The sequence below is a fragment of the Lysobacter luteus genome (assembly GCF_907164845.1).
GTDB lineage: Bacteria > Pseudomonadota > Gammaproteobacteria > Xanthomonadales > Xanthomonadaceae > Novilysobacter > Novilysobacter luteus.
In genome coordinates this window covers 2,110,089-2,133,421 of record NZ_OU015430.1, presented here as the reverse complement: position 1 = coordinate 2,133,421, position 23,333 = coordinate 2,110,089, and the positions used below count along the sequence as shown (strand labels likewise).

General features: G+C 69.2%; 24 protein-coding genes. 13 read left to right on the top strand and 11 right to left on the bottom strand.

All coding sequences use genetic code 11. The features are described 5' to 3' along the window. The first annotated feature begins 61 nt into the window (after nucleotides 1-61). Nucleotides 62-247: a 30S ribosomal protein THX gene (locus tag KOD61_RS10030; protein WP_215218547.1), complete on the top strand. Its 186-nt coding sequence runs from the start codon at nucleotides 62-64 to the stop codon at nucleotides 245-247. A gap of 77 nt (nucleotides 248-324) precedes the next feature. On the opposite strand, the gene hutI is transcribed toward KOD61_RS10030, so the two are convergent. Beyond that, a complete protein-coding gene (gene hutI / locus KOD61_RS10025; protein ID WP_215218546.1) occupies nucleotides 325-1,560 on the bottom strand; it encodes an imidazolonepropionase in 1,236 nt (411 codons plus the stop codon). Nucleotides 1,561-1,640: 80 nt separating this feature from the next. On the opposite strand from hutI, the gene KOD61_RS10020 reads away from it, so the two are divergent. Then, nucleotides 1,641-2,957: a formimidoylglutamate deiminase gene (locus KOD61_RS10020; protein WP_215218545.1), complete on the top strand. Its 1,317-nt coding sequence runs from the start codon at nucleotides 1,641-1,643 to the stop codon at nucleotides 2,955-2,957. A gap of 40 nt (nucleotides 2,958-2,997) precedes the next feature. Here the strand turns inward: KOD61_RS10020 and KOD61_RS10015 are convergent, their stop codons facing one another. The 3 genes from KOD61_RS10015 to KOD61_RS10005 all read right to left on the bottom strand — a co-directional run bounded on the left by KOD61_RS10015 (nucleotide 2,998) and on the right by KOD61_RS10005 (nucleotide 6,447). Next, the gene (locus tag KOD61_RS10015; protein WP_215218544.1) at nucleotides 2,998-3,504 is read right to left on the bottom strand and encodes a methylated-DNA--[protein]-cysteine S-methyltransferase; all 507 of its coding nucleotides are present in this window, start codon (nucleotides 3,502-3,504) and stop codon (nucleotides 2,998-3,000) included. Beyond that, nucleotides 3,501-5,114, bottom strand: a complete 1,614-nt coding sequence (locus KOD61_RS10010; protein ID WP_215218543.1) for an AlkA N-terminal domain-containing protein — start codon at nucleotides 5,112-5,114, stop codon at nucleotides 3,501-3,503. Before KOD61_RS10010 ends, KOD61_RS10015 begins: the two co-directional genes overlap by 4 nt. A gap of 64 nt (nucleotides 5,115-5,178) precedes the next feature. Next, nucleotides 5,179-6,447 carry an alkaline phosphatase family protein gene (locus KOD61_RS10005; protein ID WP_215218542.1) on the bottom strand — a complete coding sequence of 423 codons (1,269 nt, stop codon included), beginning with the start codon at nucleotides 6,445-6,447 and terminating at the stop codon, nucleotides 5,179-5,181. Nucleotides 6,448-6,616: 169 nt separating this feature from the next. Here KOD61_RS10005 and KOD61_RS10000 point away from each other — a divergent pair, with 169 nt between their 5' ends. From KOD61_RS10000 to KOD61_RS09985, 4 genes are all read left to right on the top strand, one after another. Next, nucleotides 6,617-7,009, top strand: a complete 393-nt coding sequence (locus tag KOD61_RS10000) for a hypothetical protein (RefSeq protein ID WP_215218541.1) — start codon at nucleotides 6,617-6,619, stop codon at nucleotides 7,007-7,009. Nucleotides 7,010-7,130: 121 nt separating this feature from the next. Beyond that, nucleotides 7,131-8,798 carry a urocanate hydratase gene (gene hutU, locus KOD61_RS09995; protein WP_215218540.1) on the top strand — a complete coding sequence of 556 codons (1,668 nt, stop codon included), beginning with the start codon at nucleotides 7,131-7,133 and terminating at the stop codon, nucleotides 8,796-8,798. Nucleotides 8,799-8,880: 82 nt separating this feature from the next. Then, a complete protein-coding gene (locus KOD61_RS09990; RefSeq protein ID WP_215218539.1) occupies nucleotides 8,881-9,459 on the top strand; it encodes a hypothetical protein in 579 nt (192 codons plus the stop codon). A 179-nt stretch (nucleotides 9,460-9,638) separates the two neighbouring features. Beyond that, nucleotides 9,639-10,019, top strand: a complete 381-nt coding sequence (locus KOD61_RS09985; protein WP_215218538.1) for a hypothetical protein — start codon at nucleotides 9,639-9,641, stop codon at nucleotides 10,017-10,019. Nucleotides 10,020-10,074: 55 nt separating this feature from the next. On the opposite strand, the gene KOD61_RS09980 is transcribed toward KOD61_RS09985, so the two are convergent. Then, the gene (locus tag KOD61_RS09980) at nucleotides 10,075-10,509 is read right to left on the bottom strand and encodes a VOC family protein (protein WP_215218537.1); all 435 of its coding nucleotides are present in this window, start codon (nucleotides 10,507-10,509) and stop codon (nucleotides 10,075-10,077) included. Between the two features lie 182 nt (nucleotides 10,510-10,691). Between KOD61_RS09980 and KOD61_RS09975 the strand changes: the two genes are divergently transcribed. Continuing rightward, nucleotides 10,692-12,149 carry an MATE family efflux transporter gene (locus tag KOD61_RS09975; RefSeq protein ID WP_215218536.1) on the top strand — a complete coding sequence of 486 codons (1,458 nt, stop codon included), beginning with the start codon at nucleotides 10,692-10,694 and terminating at the stop codon, nucleotides 12,147-12,149. 113 nt (nucleotides 12,150-12,262) lie between these two features. Here the strand turns inward: KOD61_RS09975 and KOD61_RS09970 are convergent, their stop codons facing one another. Both KOD61_RS09970 and KOD61_RS09965 read right to left on the bottom strand, forming a co-directional pair. Further along, complete coding sequence (locus tag KOD61_RS09970) at nucleotides 12,263-12,634, bottom strand: DUF1428 domain-containing protein (protein WP_215218535.1); 372 nt, start codon at nucleotides 12,632-12,634, stop codon at nucleotides 12,263-12,265. A gap of 71 nt (nucleotides 12,635-12,705) precedes the next feature. After that, nucleotides 12,706-13,320 carry a flavodoxin family protein gene (locus tag KOD61_RS09965; protein WP_215218534.1) on the bottom strand — a complete coding sequence of 205 codons (615 nt, stop codon included), beginning with the start codon at nucleotides 13,318-13,320 and terminating at the stop codon, nucleotides 12,706-12,708. A 297-nt stretch (nucleotides 13,321-13,617) separates the two neighbouring features. On the opposite strand from KOD61_RS09965, the gene KOD61_RS09960 reads away from it, so the two are divergent. From KOD61_RS09960 to KOD61_RS09950, 3 genes are read left to right on the top strand one after another with little or no spacing between them, the layout of a single operon-like run. Further along, nucleotides 13,618-14,274: a PAAR domain-containing protein gene (locus tag KOD61_RS09960; RefSeq protein WP_251370570.1), complete on the top strand. Its 657-nt coding sequence runs from the start codon at nucleotides 13,618-13,620 to the stop codon at nucleotides 14,272-14,274. Nucleotides 14,275-14,291: 17 nt separating this feature from the next. Beyond that, the gene (locus KOD61_RS09955; protein ID WP_215218533.1) at nucleotides 14,292-14,789 is read left to right on the top strand and encodes a hypothetical protein; all 498 of its coding nucleotides are present in this window, start codon (nucleotides 14,292-14,294) and stop codon (nucleotides 14,787-14,789) included. After that, nucleotides 14,786-15,376, top strand: coding sequence for a hypothetical protein (locus KOD61_RS09950; RefSeq protein WP_215218532.1), 591 nt, complete (start codon nucleotides 14,786-14,788; stop codon nucleotides 15,374-15,376). The genes KOD61_RS09955 and KOD61_RS09950 overlap by 4 nt, the downstream gene beginning before the upstream one ends. Nucleotides 15,377-15,483: 107 nt before the next feature. On the opposite strand, the gene htpG is transcribed toward KOD61_RS09950, so the two are convergent. Beyond that, a complete protein-coding gene (htpG, locus tag KOD61_RS09945) occupies nucleotides 15,484-17,406 on the bottom strand; it encodes a molecular chaperone HtpG (protein WP_215218531.1) in 1,923 nt (640 codons plus the stop codon). 91 nt (nucleotides 17,407-17,497) lie between these two features. Between htpG and KOD61_RS09940 the strand changes: the two genes are divergently transcribed. Then, a complete protein-coding gene (locus tag KOD61_RS09940; RefSeq protein ID WP_215218530.1) occupies nucleotides 17,498-18,709 on the top strand; it encodes an MFS transporter in 1,212 nt (403 codons plus the stop codon). A 2-nt stretch (nucleotides 18,710-18,711) separates the two neighbouring features. On the opposite strand, the gene KOD61_RS09935 is transcribed toward KOD61_RS09940, so the two are convergent. Then, nucleotides 18,712-19,041, bottom strand: a complete 330-nt coding sequence (locus KOD61_RS09935) for a DUF6122 family protein (protein WP_215218529.1) — start codon at nucleotides 19,039-19,041, stop codon at nucleotides 18,712-18,714. A 148-nt stretch (nucleotides 19,042-19,189) separates the two neighbouring features. Here KOD61_RS09935 and KOD61_RS09930 point away from each other — a divergent pair, with 148 nt between their 5' ends. Both KOD61_RS09930 and KOD61_RS09925 read left to right on the top strand, forming a co-directional pair. Further along, nucleotides 19,190-20,137, top strand: a complete 948-nt coding sequence (locus tag KOD61_RS09930) for a PLP-dependent cysteine synthase family protein (RefSeq protein ID WP_215218528.1) — start codon at nucleotides 19,190-19,192, stop codon at nucleotides 20,135-20,137. Between the two features lie 91 nt (nucleotides 20,138-20,228). Next, nucleotides 20,229-20,921 (top strand): GNAT family N-acetyltransferase, encoded by a 693-nt coding sequence (locus tag KOD61_RS09925; RefSeq protein ID WP_215218527.1) that lies wholly within the window; start codon nucleotides 20,229-20,231, stop codon nucleotides 20,919-20,921. Nucleotides 20,922-20,942: 21 nt separating this feature from the next. Here the strand turns inward: KOD61_RS09925 and KOD61_RS09920 are convergent, their stop codons facing one another. Together KOD61_RS09920 and KOD61_RS09910 are read right to left on the bottom strand one after the other, a co-directional pair. Next, nucleotides 20,943-22,934 carry a protein-L-isoaspartate(D-aspartate) O-methyltransferase gene (locus KOD61_RS09920; RefSeq protein WP_251370569.1) on the bottom strand — a complete coding sequence of 664 codons (1,992 nt, stop codon included), beginning with the start codon at nucleotides 22,932-22,934 and terminating at the stop codon, nucleotides 20,943-20,945. Nucleotides 22,935-23,020: 86 nt separating this feature from the next. Further along, nucleotides 23,021-23,290: a GIY-YIG nuclease family protein gene (locus KOD61_RS09910; protein ID WP_215218526.1), complete on the bottom strand. Its 270-nt coding sequence runs from the start codon at nucleotides 23,288-23,290 to the stop codon at nucleotides 23,021-23,023. Nucleotides 23,291-23,333 lie beyond the last annotated feature (43 nt).

Genomic DNA, 23,333 nt, shown 5'->3' with positions numbered 1-23,333 from the left:
GGGCCCGCGCTTCGACGTGCGGGTTTTTCAACTGTTCAAGTACCGATCCGGGAGCAAGACCATGGGCAAAGGCGACCGCAAGACCGCCAAGGGCAAGCGCTACAACTCCAGCTACGGCAACGCCCGCAAGGCCGTGACCAAGGCCGCCGGCACCGCTGCCGCGCCGGTTGCGAAGAAGACCGCCACCACCAAGACCGTCAGCAAGGCGCCGGCAAAGAAGGTCGCCAAGAAGGTGGTCAAGGAGTAAGACGCCGGATCGCCGGTGTCGACGAGGAGCCCCGCCAGTGCGGGGCTTTTTCGTATGTGGCCGGTGCGACCGGCGGCTCAGCGGACCTGCCGGCCGTCGACGTGGACAGAGGCGGCCAGTTCACCTCCGAGCCAGTAGCCCAGTTCGGCCGGGTGGGCCACGTCCCAGCGGACAAAGTCCGCCCGCAGGCCGGCCCGCAGCCGGCCGCGGTCGTCCAGGCCGAGCGCACGTGCGGCATTCACCGTGGCCCCGCGCAGGGCCTCCTCGGGTGTCAGGCGGAAGTGGGTGCAGGCCAGCTGCATGGCCTGGCGCATCGACAACAACGGCGACGTGCCCGGGTTGCAGTCGGTGGCGACGGCCATCGGCACGCCGTGCTCGCGGAACCCCTCCAGCGGCGGGAGCCGCGTTTCGCGCAGCACGTGGAACGCGCCGGGCAGCAGTACCGCCACCGCGCCGGACGCCGCCATCGCGCGCACGCTGTCGATGCTGGTGTGCTCGACATGGTCGGCCGACAGCCCGCCGAACGCGGCCACCAGCCCGCCCCCGCCCAGGTCGCTGAGTTGGTCGGCGTGCAGCTTGACCGGCAACCCGAGCGCCCGTGCGGCCTCGAACACCCGCCGTGTCTGCGCCGCACTGAAACCGATGCCTTCGCAGAACGCATCGACCGCGTCGACCAGCCCATCGGCGTGCAGGCGCGGCAGCCACTCGATCACCGCGTCGATGTACGCATCGGGCCGATCGGCGAAGTCCGGCGGCAGGGCGTGCGCGGCCAGGTAGGTCGTGCGGACGGTGATGCCGAGCTCCTCGCCGACCCGGCGCGCGACCTGCAGCATCTTGCGTTCGTTGTCGTAGTCCAGGCCGTAGCCGGACTTGATCTCCAGCGTGGTGGCGCCATCGCGTAGCAGCGCCCGGGCCCGTGGCAGCGACTGGCGCAGCAGTTCGTCGGCATCCGCCTCGCGTACCGCGCGCACGGTGGAAACGATGCCGCCGCCCGCCCGTGCAATGTCCTCGTAGCTGGCGCCCTCCAGGCGCATCTCGAACTCGCGCGCGCGGTCGCCGGCGAACACCAGGTGGGTGTGGCAATCGACCAGCCCGGGCGTGATCCAGCCGCTGGCCTCGACCACTGTGGGAGCGAGTACGTCCGGCTCGCCCGGCAGGCCGTCGCGCGGGCCGGCGTAGGTAATGACGCCGTCGCGCCAGCCCAGCGCGCCGTCGGTGACGGCGCCGTAGCCCTCGCCGTCCAGGGTCGCCAGCGAGGCGCCGAGGATCAGGCCGTCCCAGGGACGGGCGTCGGATGCTTCATGCGTGTTCATGGCGGCATTGTAGGCGGCGGGTCGACGCCGGCCGGCGCACCGGGGTCGCGGCGCAGCCGCGGCCACGCGACAATCGCCGGATGGATACCCACGACAACATCCGCACCTGGCGGCCCGACGGCTGGCGCGCTGGTAACGACGCGAGCGGGGAGGGCGCGCGGTCGCGTCGACTGCCGGGCATCGCCAACCTCCACTCGCACGCGTTCCAGCGGGCGATGGCGGGCATGGCCGAGTGCCAGTCCGCGCCCGGACCCGGCGCGCGCGCGGGGCACGATTCGTTCTGGACCTGGCGCGAGACGATGTACCGGTTCGCGGGCCGCTTCACGCCCGACACGCTGCACGCGGTCGCCGCCCAGCTCTACGCGGAAATGCTGGAGGCCGGCTACACAACCGTCTGCGAATTCCACTACCTGCACCACGCGCCCGACGGCCGTCGCTACGACGACCCCGCGGCGATGTCGCGCGCGTTGCTGCAGGCCGCGCGCGACACCGGCATCCGCATCACGCTGTTGCCGGTGCTGTACATGACCGGCGGTTTCGACGGCCGTCCGCTTGGGGACCGGCAGCGGCGCTTCGGTCACGACGTGGAAAGCTACCTGCAACTCCTCGACAACCTGCGCGGCGAGCAGGACGACACCACCCGGATCGGCTGCGCCCTGCACAGCCTGCGTGCGGTGCCACCGGATGCGATGCGCACGGTGCTGGCGGGATTGCCGCGCGACTGCCGCGTGCACGTCCACGTCGCCGAGCAGGTGGCCGAGGTCGACGAGTGCATCGCCGTGCGCGGCGCCCGTCCCGTCCAGTGGCTGCTCGAAAACGCCGACGTCGATGCGCGCTGGACCCTGGTCCACGCAACCCACCTGGTCGGTTCGGAAATCCTCGGCATCGCCGCGTCCGGCGCCACCGTGGCGATCTGCCCCACCACCGAGGCCAATCTCGGCGACGGCCTGTTCCCGCTCCGCGACTTCCTGGACGCGGGCGGCCGCTGGGGCATCGGCTCGGATTCGCACATCTCGGTGTCGCCGGTGGAAGAGCTGCGCTGGCTCGAGTACGGCCAGCGCCTGGTGACCGGCCGTCGCAACATTGCCGCCAGCGCACGGAGCCCAAGCGTGGGGGAAACCCTGCTGCACGACGTGGTCGCCAGCGCCGCCGATTCCACCGGCCAGGCCAGTGGCATCGACAGTGGCGACGTCCTGCTGCTGGATGGTGATGCCGCGCTGATGGCGGGGGCCAGTGACGCGGACGCCGTCGACCGCTGGATCTTCGCCGGCAACCGCAACCTGGTGCGCGAGACAACCGTCGCGGGCCGTCGGTTGGTGGCCGACGGACGGCACGTCGCGGCGGAATCGATCGCTGCGCGCTACCGGTCCGCGATCGGCGAATTGCTGAGGGACTGAAGGGCTTCGTTGCGCGTCGCCACGTGCCTCCTGCGGCGTGTCAGGCGACCGCGAACAGGTCCGCGCGGGGGAGGGCGCCTTCCAGCTCCAGCAGGAACTGCTTCGTGGGCAGTCCGCCGCCGAAACCGGTCAGACTGCCGTCCGCGCCGATCACCCGGTGGCAGGGCAGCACGATCGGCAGCGGGTTGCGGCCGTTGGCGGCACCCACTGCACGGGTTGCGGTCGGCCGGCCCACGCGCGCGGCCAGTTGCGCGTAGCTGACGGTCTGGCCGTAGGGAATCGAGGCCAGTGCATGCCACACCGCGCGCTGGAACTCGGTGCCGCGCGGTGCCAGCGGCAGGTCGAAACCGTGGCGCTCGCCGGCGAAGTACGCGGCGAGCTGCTCGCGCGCACGGTCGAGCAGCGGGTGGTGGCCCTGCTGCCAGTCGGCACCACGCCGCACCGGGTGGCGCGAGGCGTGGAACTCGATCGCGTGCAGGCCGTCGTCGCCGGCGGCCAGCAGCAGCGGGCCGACAGGGCTTTCGATGGTGGTGTAGGTGGTACTCATGCGTGTCCTCCGCGGGGATGCGCGACGCGTGTGCCCCGCGCGGTGCGTGATCGGGATGCGGGCGTGCCGGGCGGGCGCTCCCGCCTCGCTGCCGGGGCGGTATGGCTGGCCGCCGCGACGGCCTCTTCGGAAGCATGGCGCCACATGTGGATCACGGCGTAGGCCCGCCACGGCCGCCAGGCTTCGGCGCGGCCCGAGAGCGCCCGGGTGGTCAACGCGGCGTCGCCGTCGGCAGCCACCCGTCGCAGCACCAGGTCTTCGGCCGGGAAGGCGTCGGGGTGGCCCAGCGCGCGCATAGCGATGTATTGGGCCGTCCACGGTCCGATGCCGGGGAGTGCGACCCAGCGCGCGGTGAAATCCTCCAGCGTGCGTTCGGCGTTGAAATCAACCCGTCCGTCCAACAGTGCCCGCGCGATGCCACGCAGGGTGTCGGCGCGGGCACGGGTGACACCGATCGACGAAAGGTCGGCATCGGCCAACGCCGCCGGCGCCGGGAACAACCGTTCCAGTCCGGGCGCCAGCGGGGTGTCCAACGGGCGGCCGAACGTGTGCGCCAGCCGCGTGGCAAGTGTTCGCGCGGCGACCACGCTCACCTGCTGGCCCAGCACCGCGCGCACGGCAATCTCGAACCCGTCCCAACCGCTCGGCAGGCGCAGCCCCGGGTGGCGTTGCAGCATCGGTTGCAGCGAGGGATCCGATGACAGGGCGGCGCTGATCACCCGTGGGTCGGCATCCAGGTCGAACATCCGGCGCAGGCGGGCGACGATCGGCAACAACCGTGCCGGGGCCACACCATGCACCTGCAAAAGCAATGCGTGCCCGTCGCCACCGGCTTCCGATACCCGCAACCACCCCGGGGCCGCATCCGGCGCGTCTTCGGGCGGTGCTATCACACGGGCGTAGGCGTCCTCGCCGACCACTTCGACCGCGGGCAGTGCGCGGTGGCGCAGGAACGCGAGCATCGCCGGGAAGTCATAGGGCGGGCGGTATCCCAGCCGCAGGGTCAACGTCTCGTCGGATGCGGCACGCGGCCGACGGCGCAAGTCGCGCGGTGCCATCCGGTAGGCCTCGCGGAAACTCGTGTTGAACCGCCGCAGGCTGCCGAACCCCGCCGCCAGCGCGACTTCGGTGATGGGCAGCGCGGTCTCCGTCAGTAGTTGCTTGGCGAACAGCAGTCGCCGGGTGCCGTGCACGCCAAGCGGCGCCGCGCCCAGCCGGTCGACGAACAGCCGGCGCAGCTGGCGTTCGCCCAGGCCGACGCGGCGGGCGAGGTCGGCCAGTGGCGCGTCGGCCAACGCACCCTGGTCGATCAGCTTCAGGGCGCGCGCCACCGTCGCATCGCCGCGGCGCCAGCTGTCGTCGCCGGGTGCCAGTTCGGGGCGGCAGCGCAGGCATGGTCGGTACCCCGCCGCCTCGGCCGCGGCCGCGTTGGCGTAGTAGCTGACGTTCTCCCGCTTCGGCGGCGGCGCCGGGCACACCGGCCGGCAGTAGATCCCGGTGCTGGCGACCGCGGTGAAGAAGAGTCCGTCGAACCGCGCGTCGCGGCTCAGCCGGGCCTGCTCGCAGACCTGCGGGTCGGGCGTGGCGGTGCGGGCGGCGATCGACGGCATGGGTGCAGGCTAGCACCGGCGATCCGGTGGAACTCGCCGGATTCGGACACCAATGCCGGACGGTTCAGGGGTGCCCGTCCAGCCCCGGTTCGAGCACGACCAGCGCATCGCCGTCACCGTCGTTCGACGCCGCCGGCAGCCCGACCAGGCGCATGAGCAGCGGGTACACATCGACGTTGTCGAACGCCGGCACCACCACGCCGTCGCGGATCGACGGGCCGCGCGCGATGAAGATCGCCCGCATCGACGGCAGTGCGGGGTCGAACCCGTGCGCGCCGCGGACACCGCTGCGCGGCCAGCGCGCAATACGCTCGCGCGACGCGGTGCTCCAGCCTTCGTCCATCTGGCAGATGATCGCGGGCACGCGTGGATGCTTGCCGTAATGCCACTGCGGCGGCAGATCATGCTTGCGCCAGCACGCGTAGTGCGGATGCGTCCCGAGCAGTTTCGCCTCCGCTTGCGCCACCTGCCCGGGCAACGGCTCGAAACCGACCGCGGGCCCGCCGGACACGGCCCGGGCGACGGCCGGGTCGACCATGTCCTCGCTGGCAATGACCTGTGTGGCCGGCACCTCCGCCATGCCGTGGTCGGACACCAGCACGATATCCACCCGATCTTGCAGGCCGCGCACTTCCAGGCCGTCCAGCAGGCGTCCTATTGCCGCGTCCATGGCGACGATGGCCGACGTCGCTTCGGGTGAGTCGGGACCGGCGTCGTGGCCGGCGTGGTCGAGTGCGTCGAAGTAAAGCGTCGCGAACCGCGGCCGGGTCGTATCGGGCTCGGACAGCCACCCCAGCACGGTGTCCACGCGGGACGCGTCGGGCAGGTCGCCGTCGTAGGGCAGCCAGCGGGTGGGTCTCACGCCGCCGATGGCCGCTTCGCTGCCCGGCCAGAACAGCGTCGCCGTCGGCAGTCCCGCATTCTCCGCAGTCACCCACACCGGCTCGCCGCCCCACCAGCGCCCGTCGCCAACGGCTTCGCGGCGGCCCAGGCTGAACGCGCCCAACGCGGGGTCCTCCATCGTGTTGTTGACGATGCCGTGGCGGTCGGGCCGCAGCCCGGTCACGATGCTGTAGTGGTTGGGAAAGGTCAGGCTCGGGTACGACGGTTCCAGCCACCGTGCGCGTGCACCGTCGGCCGCGAGCCGGTCGATGTTCGGGGTGATGCCGCGCCCCAGGTAGTCCGCGCGGAAGCCGTCGATCGAGACCAGCAGGACGGACGGGCGCGTTGCGGCAGGCGCGTCGACGACGGCGGTCGAGGTGGGCGAGGACTGGCAGCCGATCGCCACCAGCGCAATGAAGGCGGCAGCGGCCGCGACGCGGATACGGTGCATCCATCGATGATAGCCAGCGCGGGTTGCGAAACGTCGGGCGCGGCTTTGCATTGTCTGGCCATCCTGTCAGGGCGCTGAATCCCACCCCTCGCCGGCGCCCGGGGCACCGGGATGGCAGGCGTATCCTCGGACCACACGGCCCATCGTCCCCATCCGAGAGGTGATTGCCATGAAGCGCCTGATGCTCGCCTGCCTGCTTGCCCTACTCGCGTTCGCCGCGGCGGCGCAGGTCGATACCCCCAAGACCCCTTCCCCCGCTGTCACCGGGGCGGCCCAGGGTGAGACCCCGGTCGAACCCCGTACATCCGACGACCGCCGTGCCGGCACCGAGACCGCTGTCGAACGAGATGCCCGCCGCGACTGCATGCGTTACACCGGCAGTCGCGTCGTCGCGACCCGCAACCGCGGCGCCGGAAAAGCGAAGGCTGAAGCCGTCGACGAACTGGACCGCGACGACTGCGTGGCTGCCAATGGCCGCGTGTACAGCCGCGAGGACCTGGACCGCACCGGCGCCACCGACATCGCCGACGCGCTGCGCCGGCTGGATCCGTCGATCCGCTGACCGCTTCGCGGTCCTGCCTGCCCCACGCAACGCCCGGCCCGCCCGGGCGTTGTCGTGTCCGGGGGTTGGTTTTCCGCCTCTGCGATAATCGGCGCCTCGCTCCGACCAAGGACCCGCGTCGATGTCCAGCCGCCATGACCCCTCCCGCACCATCCGCGCGCCGCGCGGCACCGAGCTCAACTGCCGGTCCTGGCTGACCGAGGCGCCGTACCGGATGCTGCAGAACAACCTGGACGCCGAGGTCGCCGAGCGCCCGGAAGACCTGGTCGTGTACGGCGGCATCGGCCGTGCCGCCCGCGACTGGGAGAGCTACGACGCGATCCTGGCGTCGCTGCGCACGCTCGGCGACGACGAGACCCTGCTGGTGCAGTCGGGCAAGCCGGTCGGCATCTTCCCAACCCACGCCGACGCGCCGCGCGTTTTGATCGCCAATTCCAACCTCGTGCCGGCGTGGGCGACGTGGGAGCACTTCCACGAGCTCGACCGCAAGGGCTTGATGATGTACGGCCAGATGACGGCCGGTTCGTGGATCTACATCGGCAGCCAGGGCATCGTCCAGGGCACCTACGAGACCTTCGTCGAGATGGGACGCCAGCACTACGGCGGCGACCTCACCGGCAAGTGGATCCTGACCGCCGGCCTGGGCGGCATGGGTGGCGCCCAGCCGCTGGCCGCGTCGCTCGCCGGCGCGTGCAGCCTCAACATCGAATGCCAGCAGAGCCGCATCGATTTCCGCCTCAAGACCCGCTACGTGGACGAGCAGGCCAACGATCTCAACGACGCGCTGGCGCGCATCGAGCGATACACCAAGGCCGGCCAGGCCAAGTCGATCGCGCTGCTGGGCAATGCCGCCGAGGTGCTGCCCGAGCTGGTGCGCCGCGGCGTGCGGCCCGATGCGGTCACCGACCAGACCAGCGCGCACGACCCGGTGCACGGCTACCTGCCGATCGACTGGACCGTCGAGCAGTGGCTCGGCGCACAGCAGGCCGACCCGGACACCGTGCGCGACGAAGCCAAGAAGTCGATGCGCGTGCATGTCGAGGCGATGCTCGCGTTCCATGCGCAGGGCGTGCCGACCTTCGACTACGGCAACAACATCCGCCAGATGGCCAAGGATGAAGGCTGCGACAACGCATTCGATTTCCCCGGCTTCGTGCCGGCCTACGTGCGCCCGCTGTTCTGCCGCGGCATCGGTCCGTTCCGCTGGGTCGCGCTGTCGGGCGACCCGGAAGACATCTACCGGACCGACGCGAAGGTCAAGGAGCTGATCCCGGACGACCCGCAGTTGCACAACTGGCTCGACATGGCGCGCGAGCGCATCGCCTTCCAGGGCCTGCCGGCACGCATCTGCTGGGTCGGCCTGGGCCAGCGCCACAAGCTCGGCTTGGCGTTCAACGAGATGGTCCGCAACGGCGAATTGAAAGCGCCGGTCGTGATCGGGCGCGACCACCTCGACAGCGGCTCGGTCGCCTCGCCCAACCGCGAGACCGAAGCGATGAAGGACGGCAGCGACGCGGTCAGCGACTGGCCGCTGCTCAACGCGATGCTCAACGTCGCCGGCGGCGCCACCTGGGTGAGCCTCCACCATGGCGGCGGCGTCGGCATGGGTTACAGCCAGCACTCCGGCGTGGTCATCGTCTGCGACGGCAGCGTCGAGGCCGACCGCCGCATCGAGCGCGTGCTGTGGAACGACCCCGGCACCGGCGTGATGCGCCACGCCGATGCCGGCTACGAAATCGCCAGGCAGTGCGCGAAGGAGCAGGGGCTCAAGCTGCCGATGGTCGATTGAACGAACGGAACTCAGCACGTGGTAACCGACTGGTCGTCCGGGCAGTCGGAACAAGGATGAAAGACCCGTTCAAGGAGGAACGATGGATACGAGAAGTGGTGATCACTGGGTGGCGTGGGCGAACGTCCATGCCCGCAACAGTAACCGGATCGAAGCCCTGGAAGGTTCGTTCCGACGCAACGTTGAAACATTCGTCGCCGTGCTGGAGAGCGCGGGAGCACGAGTCGACGTGTCTGCGACGCGGCGGAGCCCGAAACGGGCATACCTGTTCCATTGGTCCTGGAAGATCGCGAATGGCAAGTGCAAGCCCGCCGACGCCGATGCCGCGCCGATGGCGGGTGTCGGGATCCGCTGGGATCACGGAAATGACCTGCAGAGCAGGTCGGGCGCGCTCGAGATGACCCGCGGATTCGGGCTGGCCATGCCGCCGCGCAGCATCTATCCGCCAGCCCTGACGAGCAACCACATCGCCGGCCGCGCCATTGACATGGACATCCGCTGGAAAGGGACCCTGCGGCTGCCCCGCAGCGACGGGGGGATGGTTTCCGTTGCATGGACACCGGCCGTCAACGCCAATCTGCCGCTGCACGGGGTGGGCGCATCCTATGGCGTGCGGAAGCTGCGCTCCGATGCACCGCACTGGTCGTTCAACGGGAGGTAGTGATGTCGAGTCTTTCCATATGGACCGCTTCGCTCGCGCTTTCATGCGCGTGTGTGTCCGCATGTGTGCCCGCCGTCATCTCCTCCCGGGCTGAGCCAACCTCGCTGCCGACAATGGGGTGGTTGCATGGTCCATGCATCGCTCTCACAGACGCCGGCGTGGCGTCTGGCACATCCGTCATGATCGTGACACTGGGCGATCCGCAGCAACTGGCGGCCGCACGGATAAAGCGTCGAGCAGCCCCCGGGGACCACTGCCCCGCGTTGAACGAGGACCGGCGCTCGACGAACCTGGCGAGCGGATTGGCGTTCTACCTTGTCGAACCCGCCGATGCGGTTGCGCTGGCGATCGGTATGGTGGGGCCGCCGTCCGCGGGGGTGCCGGGATCCGAACTGGACATTGACGGCGACGGGTTTCGCGACACCTTCGATCACTGCGCAACTGCCGAGGGAGTCCGCTTTTTTGTTCTAGGCAACCCTGCTGGGGCGACAAGTGAACTCTGGAGCGGGTACTACTATCTGGGTTACGACGTCCAGGCCGACTGCCCCGACGGAGATTGACGGTCAACAACAGGGGTGCCTGCAGATGCAGGCAACCCGGTTGTAGGCCTCCCGGTCAGGGTTGCCCGAACGTGACCGCGCCGGTGTAGCTGACCATCCACTGCACGCCGTAGCGGTCGTGGCAGATGCCGAACTGCTCGGCCCACTCGACCTTCTGCAACGGCATCTCGGTGCTGCCGCCGTCGGACAGCCGGGTGAACACGCGCTCGGCTTCTTCGCCGGTGTCGGCCTCCAGCGCGATGTAGTGGTTGGTGCCGACCTTGAAGTCCTGCGGCCGGGTGACGTCCGAGCCCATCAGCAGGGAGGTGCCGAGCGGCAGCGCGATGTGGGCGAGGCGGTCGAGCATGGCGCCGTCGATGCCCATCTGTTCGCCGCCGAATTCGCGGAACGTCATGGCGGTAACGAAGTCGCTCCCGAACACGTCGCGGTAGTGTTCGAACGCCTCGCGCGCGTTGCCGTCGAAGTTGAGGTAGGGATTGGCGTGCTTCATGCGTGGTCTCCTGTCGGTGATAGGGGCGAAATGTGTCCCGGTCCCATGGCGACGGTCGGCGATGCCGGAAATCGACAGCTGTCGATTCCGGGATGCACCGTTCGTCGAAAGCTGGACACGGGCGGCGGGATCACGCTCTACCATCCCGGTTCCGGAGCGGAGCGCCTCGAGCGGAGTACTGGATGAACACCGATTCCCGATCCCCCGGCGACGACGTGGACGGTGTTGCCGCCGCGCTCCCCGAGCACGTCCCCACCGGCCCTCTGTGGGCCGAGCTGCGCGACGCGATTCGCGGCACCGGTGCCGACTACACGAAGATCCCGCTGCGTCGAGCGGTGTTCCTGCTCGCGGTGCCGATGGTGCTGGAGCTGGTGCTGGAATCGACCTTCGCCGTGGTCGACATCTTCTTCGTCGCCAAGCTCGGTGCGTCGGCGGTGGCCACGGTCGGGCTGACCGAGAGCTACCTGTTCCTGCTGTACGCGATCGCGATGGGCCTGGCGATGGCCGTCACCGCCGTTGTCGCGCGTCGCATCGGCGAGCACCGTCGGGAGGCCGCGGCGGTCAGCGCAGTGCAGGCGATCTGGATCGCGGCGCTGGCATCGCTCCCGTTTGCGGTTGCGGGCATCGTCTGGGCACGCGAGTTGCTGCAGCTGATGGGCGCCGACGCGTGGACACTGGAGCACGGCTACCGCTACATGCAGTGGGCGCTCGGCAGCAATGCGGTGATCATGCTGCTGTTCGTGATCAACGCGGTGTTCCGCGGCGCCGGCGACGCCTCCAGCGCGATGCGGGTTCTGTGGGTCGCCAACGGGCTCAACATCGTCCTCGACCCGCTCCTGATCTTCGGCTTCGGGCCGGTGCCGGCGATGGGCATCGAGGGCGCGGCGATCGCGACCACCATCGGCCGCGGCCTCGGCGTGATGATGCAGCTGTGGATCCTGTTCCGCGGCGGCCAGCACATCCGCGTCGCCGCCTCGCAGCTGGGCTGGGACCGCGCGACCGCGCTCAACATCGTGCGCACCTCGCTGGGCGGCATCGGCCAGATGATCGTGGCGATGACTTCGTGGATCTTCCTGATGCGCATCCTCGCCAGCATCGGCAGCGAGGCGGTCGCCGGCGCCACGATCGCGATCCGCATCATGATGTTCACCACGATGCCGGCGTGGGGGATGTCGAACGCCGCGGCGACGCTGGTTGGACAGAACCTCGGCGCCGGCGAGCCGGGCCGCGCCGAGGCCTCGGTGTGGCGAATCGGCTGGTACAACATGGCCTACCTGGTCGCGGTATCGGCGCTGTTCTTCGCGTTCCCGCGCGAGCTGGTGGCGCTGTTCACCGCCGATGCCATGGTGATCGACATTGGCGGGGAATGGTTGCGGATCCTGTCGTATTCGTTCTTCGTGTACGGCTGGTGGATGGTCGCGGTGCAGGCGTTCAACGGCGCCGGCGACACGGTCACGCCGACCAAGATCAACCTGGTGTTCTTCTGGCTGATCCAGATCCCGTTGTGCTGGTACCTCGCGCTGCAACTGGACTGGCAGCAGACCGGGGTGTTCTGGGGCGTGTTCGTGTCCGAGACCGCGGTCGGGCTGTTCACCCTGTGGCTGTTCACCCGCGGGAGATGGAAGAGCGCGCAGGTCTGACGCCGGACCTGTTGCCGGCGGCCCGTAGGAGCGGCTTCAGCCGCGATAGCGCAATCGATCGCCGGTGTGACTCGACGATCGCGGCTTAGGCCGCTCCTGCTGGGGCATGCGGCCTACAAAGTCTTCCCGAGGTCCACCACCGGCTGGAACCCACCGTAGATCATCCGCGCGCCGTCGAAGGGCATCGGATTGATCTTCGGGTCCATCCGCGGGTCACTACCGTCCATCATCTTCTTCATGCCGGCGTCGCGGGTCGCCTTGTCGGGCCACTCGATCCACGAGAACACGATCGTCTCGTCCTCCTTGCCCTGCACGGCGCGGCGGAAGTCGGTCTGCTTGCCGTCGGGCACGTCGTCGCCCCAGCACTCGACCACGCGGGTGGCGCCGTACTCGATGAACACCGAGTCGCCGGTGTTGGCGTGTTCGATGAACTTCTGCTTGTTGGCGGTGGGTACGGCGATGACGAATCCATCGATGTAGGACATGGCGGTTCTCCGGTTCGGTGGGTGCCGGGTTACGACGGCCGGAGGCGGGCGGAATCGACAGCCTGCTGGCGCTACTGCGGCGTCGGGGGCGGGTACGGGTGCTGCTGCAGCAGCCGGGCGAGGTGGACGGCGTTGCTGGCCAGGGTCCTGGTGGTCGACGCGGTCTTCTCCGGTGTCTCTTCCAGGTCCTTGTAGTCGGTCTTGTGCATCGCTTCGCCGACCCAGTAGGTCGCGCCGGCCGCGGGGATCGTGAAGCCGAGGTCGGCCAGACCCTGGTAGAGCTCGGCGGTGACGTGATGGGCGCCGTCCTCGTTGCCGACCACCGCCACCGTCGCCACGCGGCCGAAGGTGGGGTAGCAGCCGCTGTCGTCGATCTCGCCTAGGAACGCGTTCAGCCGTTCCAGTACGCGCTTGGCCACGCTGCTGGGCTGGCCCATCCAGATCGGCGTGGCGACCACCAGAATGCCGGCGTCGAGCACGCGTTGCCGGATACCGGGCCACTCGTCGCCGTCGCCCTCGTCGGCGCGTACGCCAGGCTTGATGTCGTGGTCGACCACGCGGGTGCTATCCGTCGACACGCCGTGTTCACTCAGCGCGGCGAGCACCTGATCGAGCAATAGCTGGGTGGAGGACGCGGCAGGCGAGGCGGTCAGTGTGCAGTTGAGGCCGAAGGCGGACATCGGCATGGGCAGGCTCCTGAACGGGAGGATGGCCAGCGTTGCACGCGGCGGGTTAAGCGGGTGGGCACGTGTACGAGAGGGCCCGACAACGCTGAGTGGTGGTCCATTCGCGAACGACCAGCAGCTTTGCGTGGGATCGTGAGGATTCGCCTGTGTCGGATCTTGGATCGCGGCCTACGCCGCTCCTACAAAGGAGGTGTGACTGCAGTTGCGGCAGACTGGCCGTTGAATCGACGCGTGGCCGTGGGGGACACTAGGCCGACAACGCTCCCAGGAAGGGAAACCATGACAAGGATGTGGGCCGTGGCGGGCGACGCCACCAGCAGCGGCGGGCAGGTGATCACCGGCTCGCCTTTCACCGATATCGACGGCAAGCCCGTCGCGCGGGTCAACGACAAGGCCACCTGCCCGACGCACAAGGGCACGTTCCCGATCGTCGACGGCGACCCGACCACGATCATCGACGGCGAGGCGGTCGCCCTCCACGGCAGCTCGCTGTCCTGCGGCTGCAAGGTGATTGCGGCGCAGCAGGTGCGGTTGTTTGTGGATCCCGCCACGGGACGCGATAGCGGGATGTCCGACGCAGCAGCTGGCCTGGGCGCTGTCGCTGCCATTAGTGCCATCGCCGAGACATCCGAGGCCCTGGCGTTCGACGAGCAGATCCGCTTCGTCGGACCGACCGGTGTGCCGTTAGCGAACGTCGGCTATCGCCTGCACCTGGCTGATGGCACCACCACCGCCGGTGTAACCGACGCGGATGGGAGAACGGAACGCGTGGTCACCGCACACCCCGTGGCAATCGACTCCGCCGAGCTTCTGCCGCCCGCTGGTGCGCAGGGGTGTTGCGCGGGCCCCCACCTGCCGTCGCAGCGCGTCCCGGTGGCGTTGAATGGTGCGGCCACCAACCCATCGTCCGTCGGCAATTCCACCCACCGACGAAAGCAGAGGATCGCGGCCTGACTGCCGGCGAGGTCGCAATGCTGCGGCAAGTGTTCGGCTCGTCGATCGATTACGGCGCGGTGAATCTGCACAACCACGGCTACTGGATGCTGTTCGGCTTCCAGCCGGATGACACGGCGACCGCGCCCAATGGTGAGATCTACTTGCCGGCGGACCTGTTCAAGGCAGATTTCTCGCTTGAGATGGACGTCCACAAGCGCCTGCTGGTCCACGAGATGACGCACGTCTGGCAGTACCAGTTGGGCTATCCGGTCAAGCGGGTGCGTACACCGCGACCCAGAATGTCCTACGCGTACACACTGACCGCTGGGCGGCACCTTTGCGACTACAACATGGAGGCGCAAGGGAACATCCTGGCGGACTATTTCCTAGTGAAGTTCCGCAACGCCCAGAGCGAAGTCTATGAGGCACGCTACGCCCGGTTTCCGAACGCACTTCCCCTTTACGAGAATGCCCTCGGTCCGTTCATAGCCGATCCCAAAGACGCCTCCAACCTGCCAAAGGTGACCGAATGAGAATCGGCTTGCTCGTTGTCGGCCTCGCCATCTTGCCGGCCACCGGTGGGTGCACCCAGCCTGCCGGCATGTACCAGACGGCGCAGGTACGCCTTGTCGACTCCCGCCCTTGTTTTGCGGTGGCCGACAACGATGAGCCCCGCCGTACACCCCCAGTGTTAACCGCTATCTCGGTCGACCGCTTCACTGGCGCGGACTGGACGAACGTGTGGCGCTGGATCACGCCGGTGGAGCCGTCGGTGACGCTGGTCCCGGATCAGTGCATCCCATTCGGCAGCGCCTTGGTTGCTGGCGGATCGAGCAATGTGGTCGCAACTTTGCAGCCCGGAGAGCGCTATGGCGTCTCGATCAATTCGCAGATCGTGAATCCTGAATCCGACGGAGACCCCACGGTTGGGCGCATCTACAGCCAATACTTTTGCCTGCAGTCATCCTCGAACGGTGGCTTGACCGTGATCGAGGTGCCACGGGTTCGAGGGGAGCTCAAGTGGGAGGTGTGTGGACCGCCTGCTGCGGGTGAGTCCGATGCTGGCGAGCGCGTGCTACGGGAACAGGATCGGCTCCTGCCAACCATGGTGAGCGACTGACGCGAAGACTTGGCAGGGCTGGGTCGCGGCGTTGAGCGATCCGACCCGTCCACGAAAAAGCCCGCCATCCGGCGGGCTTTTTCGTTTACACGGGTTTGCGGTAGGCCTCAGCCCAGCAGCAGCCGGTTCATCCGCTGCACGAAGGCGGACGGGTCGGGCAGGGTGGCCCCGGCGGCGATCTCGGCCTGCTCCAGCAGCAGGGTCGCGATGTCGCGCGCGGTGGCTTCGTCCGACTCGGTCTGCACGCGCTGAACCAGCGGGTGCTGCGGGTTGACCTCCAGCGTGGGCTTGCTGTCGGGGAGATCCTGGCCGGCCTCGCGCAGCAACCGGGCGAAGTGCGGGGCCATGTCGTAATCGGACAGCGCCAGGCACGACGGCGAGTCGGTCAGGCGCGCCGACACGCGTACCTCGCCGACGCGGTCGCCGAGCAGCTCCTTGAGTCTGGCGACCAGCGGTTCGGCGGCCTTCGCGGCCTCCTCGTGCTTCTGCTTCGCGGCGTCGTCGAGCGGCAGTTCGCCCTTGGCGACGCTCTGCAGCTTCTTGCCCTCGTACTCATGCAGGTAACCCAGCATCCACTCGTCGATGCGGTCCGACATCAGCAGCACTTCGGTGTCGCGCGCCTTGAACGCTTCCAGCTGGGGACTGCCGGCCGCCGCGGCGTGGGTCTCGCCGGTGACGTACCAGATGGTGTCCTGCCCTTCCGGCATGCGGGCGATGTAATCGTCCAGCGAGACCGACCTGCTGGCGTCGTCGCCCTTGGTGGACGCGAAGCGCAGGAGCTTGGCGATACGCTCGCGGTTGGCGGTGTCTTCGCCGATGCCTTCCTTGAGGGTATTGCCGAAGGCCTTGATGAAGGTGGCGAACTTCTCCGGCTCGTTCCTGGCCAGGCCTTCGATCAGGTCGAGCACGCGCTTGGTGCAGCTGGCCTTGATCCGCTCCAGCTGGCGGTTCTGCTGCAGCAGCTCGCGGCTGACGTTGAGCGGGAGGTCGTCGGCGTCCACCACGCCCCGCACGAAGCGCAGGTAGTTGGGCAGCAGCTCTTCGGCGGCGTCCATCACGAACACGCGCTTGATGTAGAGCTTCAGTCCCTTGCGCTCATCGCGCCCGCCCATCATCAGGTCGAACGGCGGATGCGCCGGCAGGTACAGCAGGGTGGTGAAGCTCTGGTTGCCTTCGACCCGGTTGTGGCTCCACGCCAGCGGGTCGGCGAAGTCGTGGCCGAGCGACTTGTAGAAGCCCTGGTAGTCCTCGTCGGAGATCTCCGACTTGGGCTGGGTCCACAGCGCCGAGGCGGCATTGATGGTGTCCCATTCGGCCTTGTCGGCGGACTGGCTGCCATCTTCCGCAGCCTCGTCGCTGCCATCGTGCGCGTCGGAGTCCTTCGGCATCCGGATGGGGAAGGCAACGTGCTCGGAGTAGCGGTGGATCAGCGAGCGCAACTTCCAGCCCGACAGGAACTCGTCCTCGTCGGCCTTCAGGTGCAGCACGATGGTGGTGCCGCGCGACGGCACCTCGACCTGCTCCAGGGTGTATTCGCCCTTGCCGTCGCTCTCCCACCTGACGCCTTCAACGGCCGACGCGTCGGCGCGACGGGTCAGCACGGTGACGCGGTCGGCGACCACGAAGGCCGAATAGAAGCCGACGCCGAACTGGCCGATCAGGCGCGCGTCGGCCTTCTTCTCCTGCGCCATCGCCTCCAGGTAGCGACGGGTGCCGGAGCTGGCGATGGTGCCGATGTTGGCGACCACCTCGTGGCGGTTCATGCCGATGCCGTTGTCGGCAATGGTGATCGTGCGGGCCTTCTCGTCCCAGCTCACGTCGATGTGCAGTTCGCCATCGCCGGACATCAGCTCGGGGTTGGCCAGCGACTCGAAGCGCAGCTTGTCGCAGGCGTCGGACGCGTTGGAGATCAGCTCGCGCAGGAAGATCTCCTTGTGCGAGTAGAGCGAGTGCGTCACCAGGTGCAGGACCTGGGCCACTTCGGCTTCGAACGGGCGGGTTTCGGTCTGGGGTGCGGTTTGGGTAGCCATCTGCGTTTTCCGTGACACGTGGAGCGGACTGGAGTCCCCGAGATCGGGGTCGACCGGCCGGAAAACAACGCCCCCGGGTAGCATTGCGCGCATGGCATCCCCCCATCCCTGGCGCGGCCGGCTGCTGGTGCTGGCCGGCATCGCGCTGGCCGCCTTCAACCTGCGCACCGCGATCACCTCGCTTACCCCGTTGCTGGAGACCGTCGGCGCATCGCTGGCGTTCGGGTCCACCGCGGCGGGCGTGCTCGGCATGCTGCCGACCCTGGCCTTCGCCGTATTCGGTGTGGCGACCCCGCCGATCGCCCATCGGCTGGGGCTGGAGCGCACCGTCCTGCTGGCGATGGCGCTGGCCGCGGCCGGCATGCTGGCGCGCGGCTTCGTGGACGGCACCGGCGGGCTGATGGCCAGTTCGCTGCTGGCGCTGGCCGGGATGGGCATGGGCAACGTGGTGCTGCCGCCGCTGGTCAAGCGCTACTTCTTCGACCGGGTCGGCGTGGTCAGCTCGGTGTACATCACCTCGATGCAGCTGGGCACCATGGCGCCGGCGTTCGTCGCGGTGCCGCTGGCGATGTCGATGGGCTGGCGGGTCTCGCTGGCGGCTTGGGTGGTGCCCGCGGTGCTGGCCTTGCTGCCGTGGGCCTGGGTGCTTCAGGGGGGTCGCAGGCGGATCGCCGCCGCGTCGGTCGCGGAGGGCGTGCTGCCGCGGGCCACCCTGCCGCCGGGGGCGCACGTGTGGCGCTCGCCGCTGGCCTGGGCGATGGCGGCATTGCTGGGCATGACCTCGCTGGTGACCTACGCGATGTTCACCTGGATCCCGCGCTGGATGACCGATGCCGGCCTGGAGCCGGCCGCGGCGGGCGCGATGCTCGGCGTGTACACCGCCACCGGGCTGGCGACCTCACTGGCGGTGCCGGTGCTGGCCTCGCGGGCGCGGTCGCCGTTCCTGCTGGTGCTGCCGATGCTGGCCCTCTACGCCGTCGGCTATGCCGGCATGCTACTGGCACCCGCTTCCTGGCCGGCGCTCTGGACCGGGCTGTTGGGCTTGGCGGGCGGCACGTTCCCATTGGCGCTGACGCTGATCAACCTGCGCACGCGCACGCCGGCCGGGTCCGCCGCCCTGTCGGGCTTCATGCACTGGGTCGGTTACGGGGTGGCCTGTGCCGGTCCGCTGGTGGTCGGGCAACTGCGGGACGTCACCGGGGGCTGGCACTGGCCGGTCGCGTTCCTCGCGCTGTGCATCGCCGTGCTGGCGTGGGGCGCGTGGGCGTCGTCCAGGCCGCGGGTGCTCGAGGACAGCTGGTAGCGTCAATCCGCGTGCTGCATCCATGCACAGTCCAGCCCGTCCAGGCCGATGTGGACCAGCAGGCCGATCGCGAGCAACCGCGTCCGGCGTGGCAGCAGCAACAAGGCGTAAACCGCGATCGCCGGCGCCCGGTGCAGCGGGTGGAAGCCGATGCTGCAGCGGTCCGGCACGTAGATCGGGTCGGCCCACAGGTGGTCGATGTCGATCAGCCAGCCGGCCAGCATCCACAGCCACGCTTGGCGCCACCGTGGACGGAAGAACACCAGCGCGATCGCCAGCGGTACCAGCGCGTGCAGCACGAGGTGGGAGGCGGCGCGGAAATCGAGTTCCATGGCGGGCTTGAAAGGGCGTTGGGGGGGGAGTCTACGGTGGGCCGGCGAACGGCCGAGCACGGGACCGGCCGCCGCTTGACGTGGATCAGCCATCGTTGACGCCCGCGGGGGTATCACTGTGGGCCTCGCCGCACTGCAGGACTCCCGGATGGCCACCCGCTTCAACTCCGTATCGGCGTCGATCCTCAACGCGATCGGCGACACCCCGCTGATCGAGGTCGACGGCGTCTTCGCCAAGTGCGAGTTCATGAACCCGTCCGGCTCGATCAAGGCGCGCATCGCGCTGTACATGGTCGAGAAGGCCGAGGCCGCCGGGCTGCTCAAGCCCGGCGACACCCTCGTCGAGGCGACCAGCGGCAACACCGGCAACGCGCTGTCGATGGTGGCCGCGGTCAAGGGTTACCGGATGCGGGTGGTGATGCCCGAGGGGTTATCCAACGAGCGCGTGGCGATCTCGCGCGCGTACGGGGCTGAAGTGGAGTTCTGCGGCAACTTCCACGTCAATTCGGCCCTGGAGCGGGCGCGCGAGCTCGGCCGGCAGGACGGGTTCTTCTGCCCCGGTCAGTTCGATTCGGAATGGAACGTGGAGGAGAACCGCGAGATCCTCGGACCGGAAATCCTCGCGCAGCTGCCCGCGGGCCGGGTGCCGGACGCGCTGGTGATGGGCGTGGGCACCGGCGGCACGCTGATCGGCGTCGGTCAGGCGTTCCGGGCGGTCAATCCCGCGGTGCGGCTGTTCGCGATGGAGCCGTCGGAGTCGCGCACGATCCTGTGCGGGGAGGTCGACACCCACGCGATCGAAGGTATTTCCGATGGCTTCGTGCCCGGCATCTTCGCCCGGCACGGCGCGCTGGTGAACGAGCTGCTGTCGGTCACCGACGAGGAGGCGATCGCCGCCATGCGTGGGCTGGCGCAGGGGCACGGGCTGCTGTGCGGCCCGAGTTCCGGCGCCCACCTGGTCGCCGCCCGGCGCGTGCGCGAACAGCACCCGGAGCTGCGGACGGTGGTGACCCTGTTCTGCGACGAGGGCGAGAAGTACCTGCAGGACCACTTCAGCGCACCGGCACCAGGGCTGGTCGACACCGCGTTCGGCTGACCGCCGGGTAGGCGGGTGCACCGTGCGCACGGTGCCATCACCGGGCGTACATTGGCGTCACCAAATCCATTCGAACTGGCGGCCCCGCGGCATGCGCGCATCGGAACTCGACAATCCGTTCTGGGTCTCGCTGGATACCTGCCATCGCGACCTGGCGTTGCGCCACGGCGACGTGGCCCGGTTCCCGCCCGCTTATGCGCCGTTCCTCGGGGTACCGGGCGAGGAGGGCGCCGACGCGGCTGACATCGCCGTGGCCCTGCAGGCGCTGGTCGAACCGGGTGAGACCGTCTACCTGCTGGGCGTCGGGCCGCCGCCCCTGGATGCGGGCTGGGACCTCACCGCCCACCTCCCCCTTTCGCAGATGGTCTGCACGCGGCCGGTGCCCGGGATCGAGGGGCCCGCGATCATCGAACTCGGCCCGACCCACCGGGCCGACGTCCTCGCGTTGACCGCGCTGGTCTATCCGCACTACTTCCGCGCCCGCACGATGGAGCTGGGGCGCTACTTCGGCATCTACCAGGACGGCAGGCTGGCGGCGATGATCGGGGAGCGGCTCGGCACCGACACCGCGCGGGAGATCAGCGCGGTATGCACCCATCCCGATTTCGGGGGGCGCGGGTACGCGCGGCGGCTGCTGGCGATGCTGGTCAACGACAACCTCGCGCGCGGGCGGACGCCGTTCCTGCACGTCAGCCAGGAGAACGCGCGCGCCGGTCGGCTGTACGAGCACGTCGGCTACCGCGTGCGGCGGCGGTTACCATTCTGGTCGCTGCGTCGGGTCTAGCGCTGCCGCTTTTCCCCGCCGCTACAGCCCGGTCGGCCAGGTGACCGGTATGCCCGGGCCGGGGTGGGTGGGGCCGATCGGGGTCACGGCCCGGGTCTCGTCGAACCACACCCAGGCATCGAACTGCCGGGGCAGGGTGACCTCGGCGTAGTGGCTCTGCAGTTCGGTGTCGGGACGGTAGATCACCCCGATGAACCGCTCCAGCCGCGGTTCCAGCAGCCGGCGGTCGAGGGCTCCGTCGCGGCCCTCGCCCAGGTCGAGCAGGAACCGGCGGACGCCGCTGTCGTGGCATAGCCGCTCGACGGTGTCGGCGCGCGAAGGCCGCACCTTCATGACCTGCATGTCGTCGTCCCAGTCGTGCGCGGCGGCCACGGTGCCTGCATGGGTACCCAGGCCGACCAGCGCCACGCCCTCGCCGAAATGCTCGCGGCACAGCTGGCCGATATTGAGCTCGTCGCGCGCGCGGCCCATTTCGGTGTGGCGCGCATCGCCGATGTGCGAGTTGTGCGCCCAGACCACCGCCTTCGCCTCCGGGCCGCGGGCGTCGAGCAGATGCTGCAGCGTCTCGAACATGTGGGTGTCACGCAGGTTCCAGCTCTGCGCCCCGCCGTAGTACATGACCCGGTAGTAGCGTTCGGCGGCAGCCACCAGCCGCGCGTTCTGGGCCGCGTCCAGGAACTCGTCGCCGTCGCGGGCGGCGTACTCCAGCCGCCGCTGCAACAGTTCATGCAATTGCCGGGTCACCTCCGCCTCGCACTTGGCGTAGCCGCGGGTGAGCACCGCGCGGCCGTAGGTGCCTGGTTCCTTCTGCCACGGCGTCAGGCAGCCGTAGCGTTCGCGTGCGACAGCGGCGGCCTCGGGATCGACCTTGTCGAGGTACTCCAGCACCGCGGCGATCGAACCACCCAGGTTGTACATGTCCAGCCCGTGCATGCCGACCTGCTGCTCGCGGGGGCGGCCGTGGTTGCGTGCGCGCAGCCACACCACCAGTTCGGCGAACTCGGCGTTGCGCCACATCCAGGTGGGGAAGCGCTGGAACACCGGTTCGGCGTCGGCGCGCGGCGGGCGGTGGCGGACGTGCCGGTCGAGTGCGGCGGCGTCGGGCCAGTCGGCTTCCAGGGCGACGATCGTGAATCCATGGCGCTCGACCAGCCGGCGGGTGATCTCCGTGCGTGCGCGGTAGAACTCGGCGGTGCCGTGGCTGGCTTCCCCCAGCATCACCACGCGGCAATGGGCAAACCGCTCGAACGGGTCTGCAAAGTCGTCGTCATCGAGGTCGGGCAGCGGCAGGGCGGCCTCGGCGATCATTTCCGGCACGCTGCGCTCGCGCGCCGGGACGGGGTTGCCCGCCGCGCGACGGCCGTCCTCGGCCCAGCCCTGTTCGCCGATCAGCGGCACGAACATCACCCCACCCAGGTCGTCCTGCTCATAGGTTTCGGGGCCGGTACGGGTGATCCGGCGCAGGCGCTGGTGCTGTCCGTCCTCGCCGACCGGGATCACCAGCCGGCCGCCGATCGCGAGTTGCTCGCGCAGCGCCGGCGGCGTGTCCGGCGCACCGGCGGCGACCAGGATCGCGTCGAACGGTGCGGCCTCGGGCCAGCCGCGGCTGCCGTCGCCGACGCGCAGCTCGATGTTGTCGTAACGCAGCGCCTCGAATCGCTCCCGCGCCTGCGCGGCCAAGGGCGCGTGACGCTCGATGGTGTGCACGCGGCCCGCGATGCGGCTCATCACCGCGGCGGCGTACCCCGAGCCGGAACCGACCTCGAGCACGCGCTCGCCGGCGGCGATCCCGGCCGCGTGGATCATCAGGGCGACAATGTAGGGCTGCGAGATCGTCTGGCCTTCGCCGATCGGCAGCGGCGAATCCTCGTAGGCGAACTCGCGCATGCCCGCATCGACGAACACCTCGCGCGGCACCTCGCGCATCGCGTCGAGGACGTTACGGTCGCGGATGTCGCGCCCGGCGAGGTGGACGTCGACCATGCGGTCGCGCGCGCGGGACAGGTCGGCCATGGGACAGCTCTGGTTCCTGCGATGCCGTCACGGTGGCCGCGTCGACCTTGCGTGCGCGTGAAACCGGCGCGCCGTAGAACTGGCCGCTACAGCGACGCGGAACCCGCGGATTGCGCGTCGGCGCAGAGTGCGCGCTTGCGCGCCGACGTCAGTTGCTTGATCGCGTACTCGGCCCGCAGTGCGCTGCCGCGGTCAGGATGTTCGAAGCGGGCCAGCAACCGCACCGGCGGCCGGGCGCGCGTGTAGCGTGCGCCCTTGCCGGCGGCGTGCTCGGCATAGCGGCGCGCCACGTCGGTGGCAACGCCGGTGTAGATGCTGCCGTCGCGGCATTCGATCAGGTACACGAACCAAGTCATCGCGGCAGTGTACGGCGGCGGTCTGGATGGTCCGTCGCCGGTC

Excerpts from the sequence above, each read along its gene's own strand:
- KOD61_RS10030 (WP_215218547.1), top strand. The coding sequence starts at position 62 with ATGGGCAAAGGCGACCGCAAGACCGCCAAGGGCAAGCGCTACAACTCC.
- hutI (WP_215218546.1), bottom strand. The coding sequence starts at position 1,560 with ATGAACACGCATGAAGCATCCGACGCCCGTCCCTGGGACGGCCTGATC.
- KOD61_RS10020 (WP_215218545.1), top strand. The coding sequence starts at position 1,641 with ATGGATACCCACGACAACATCCGCACCTGGCGGCCCGACGGCTGGCGC.
- KOD61_RS10015 (WP_215218544.1), bottom strand. The coding sequence starts at position 3,504 with ATGAGTACCACCTACACCACCATCGAAAGCCCTGTCGGCCCGCTGCTG.
- KOD61_RS10010 (WP_215218543.1), bottom strand. The coding sequence starts at position 5,114 with ATGCCGTCGATCGCCGCCCGCACCGCCACGCCCGACCCGCAGGTCTGC.
- KOD61_RS10005 (WP_215218542.1), bottom strand. The coding sequence starts at position 6,447 with ATGCACCGTATCCGCGTCGCGGCCGCTGCCGCCTTCATTGCGCTGGTG.
- KOD61_RS10000 (WP_215218541.1), top strand. The coding sequence starts at position 6,617 with ATGAAGCGCCTGATGCTCGCCTGCCTGCTTGCCCTACTCGCGTTCGCC.
- hutU (WP_215218540.1), top strand. The coding sequence starts at position 7,131 with ATGTCCAGCCGCCATGACCCCTCCCGCACCATCCGCGCGCCGCGCGGC.
- KOD61_RS09990 (WP_215218539.1), top strand. The coding sequence starts at position 8,881 with ATGGATACGAGAAGTGGTGATCACTGGGTGGCGTGGGCGAACGTCCAT.
- KOD61_RS09985 (WP_215218538.1), top strand. The coding sequence starts at position 9,639 with ATGATCGTGACACTGGGCGATCCGCAGCAACTGGCGGCCGCACGGATA.
- KOD61_RS09980 (WP_215218537.1), bottom strand. The coding sequence starts at position 10,509 with ATGAAGCACGCCAATCCCTACCTCAACTTCGACGGCAACGCGCGCGAG.
- KOD61_RS09975 (WP_215218536.1), top strand. The coding sequence starts at position 10,692 with ATGAACACCGATTCCCGATCCCCCGGCGACGACGTGGACGGTGTTGCC.
- KOD61_RS09970 (WP_215218535.1), bottom strand. The coding sequence starts at position 12,634 with ATGTCCTACATCGATGGATTCGTCATCGCCGTACCCACCGCCAACAAG.
- KOD61_RS09965 (WP_215218534.1), bottom strand. The coding sequence starts at position 13,320 with ATGCCGATGTCCGCCTTCGGCCTCAACTGCACACTGACCGCCTCGCCT.
- KOD61_RS09955 (WP_215218533.1), top strand. The coding sequence starts at position 14,292 with ATGCTGCGGCAAGTGTTCGGCTCGTCGATCGATTACGGCGCGGTGAAT.
- KOD61_RS09950 (WP_215218532.1), top strand. The coding sequence starts at position 14,786 with ATGAGAATCGGCTTGCTCGTTGTCGGCCTCGCCATCTTGCCGGCCACC.
- htpG (WP_215218531.1), bottom strand. The coding sequence starts at position 17,406 with ATGGCTACCCAAACCGCACCCCAGACCGAAACCCGCCCGTTCGAAGCC.
- KOD61_RS09940 (WP_215218530.1), top strand. The coding sequence starts at position 17,498 with ATGGCATCCCCCCATCCCTGGCGCGGCCGGCTGCTGGTGCTGGCCGGC.
- KOD61_RS09935 (WP_215218529.1), bottom strand. The coding sequence starts at position 19,041 with ATGGAACTCGATTTCCGCGCCGCCTCCCACCTCGTGCTGCACGCGCTG.
- KOD61_RS09930 (WP_215218528.1), top strand. The coding sequence starts at position 19,190 with ATGGCCACCCGCTTCAACTCCGTATCGGCGTCGATCCTCAACGCGATC.
- KOD61_RS09925 (WP_215218527.1), top strand. The coding sequence starts at position 20,229 with ATGCGCGCATCGGAACTCGACAATCCGTTCTGGGTCTCGCTGGATACC.
- KOD61_RS09920 (WP_251370569.1), bottom strand. The coding sequence starts at position 22,934 with ATGGCCGACCTGTCCCGCGCGCGCGACCGCATGGTCGACGTCCACCTC.
- KOD61_RS09910 (WP_215218526.1), bottom strand. The coding sequence starts at position 23,290 with ATGACTTGGTTCGTGTACCTGATCGAATGCCGCGACGGCAGCATCTAC.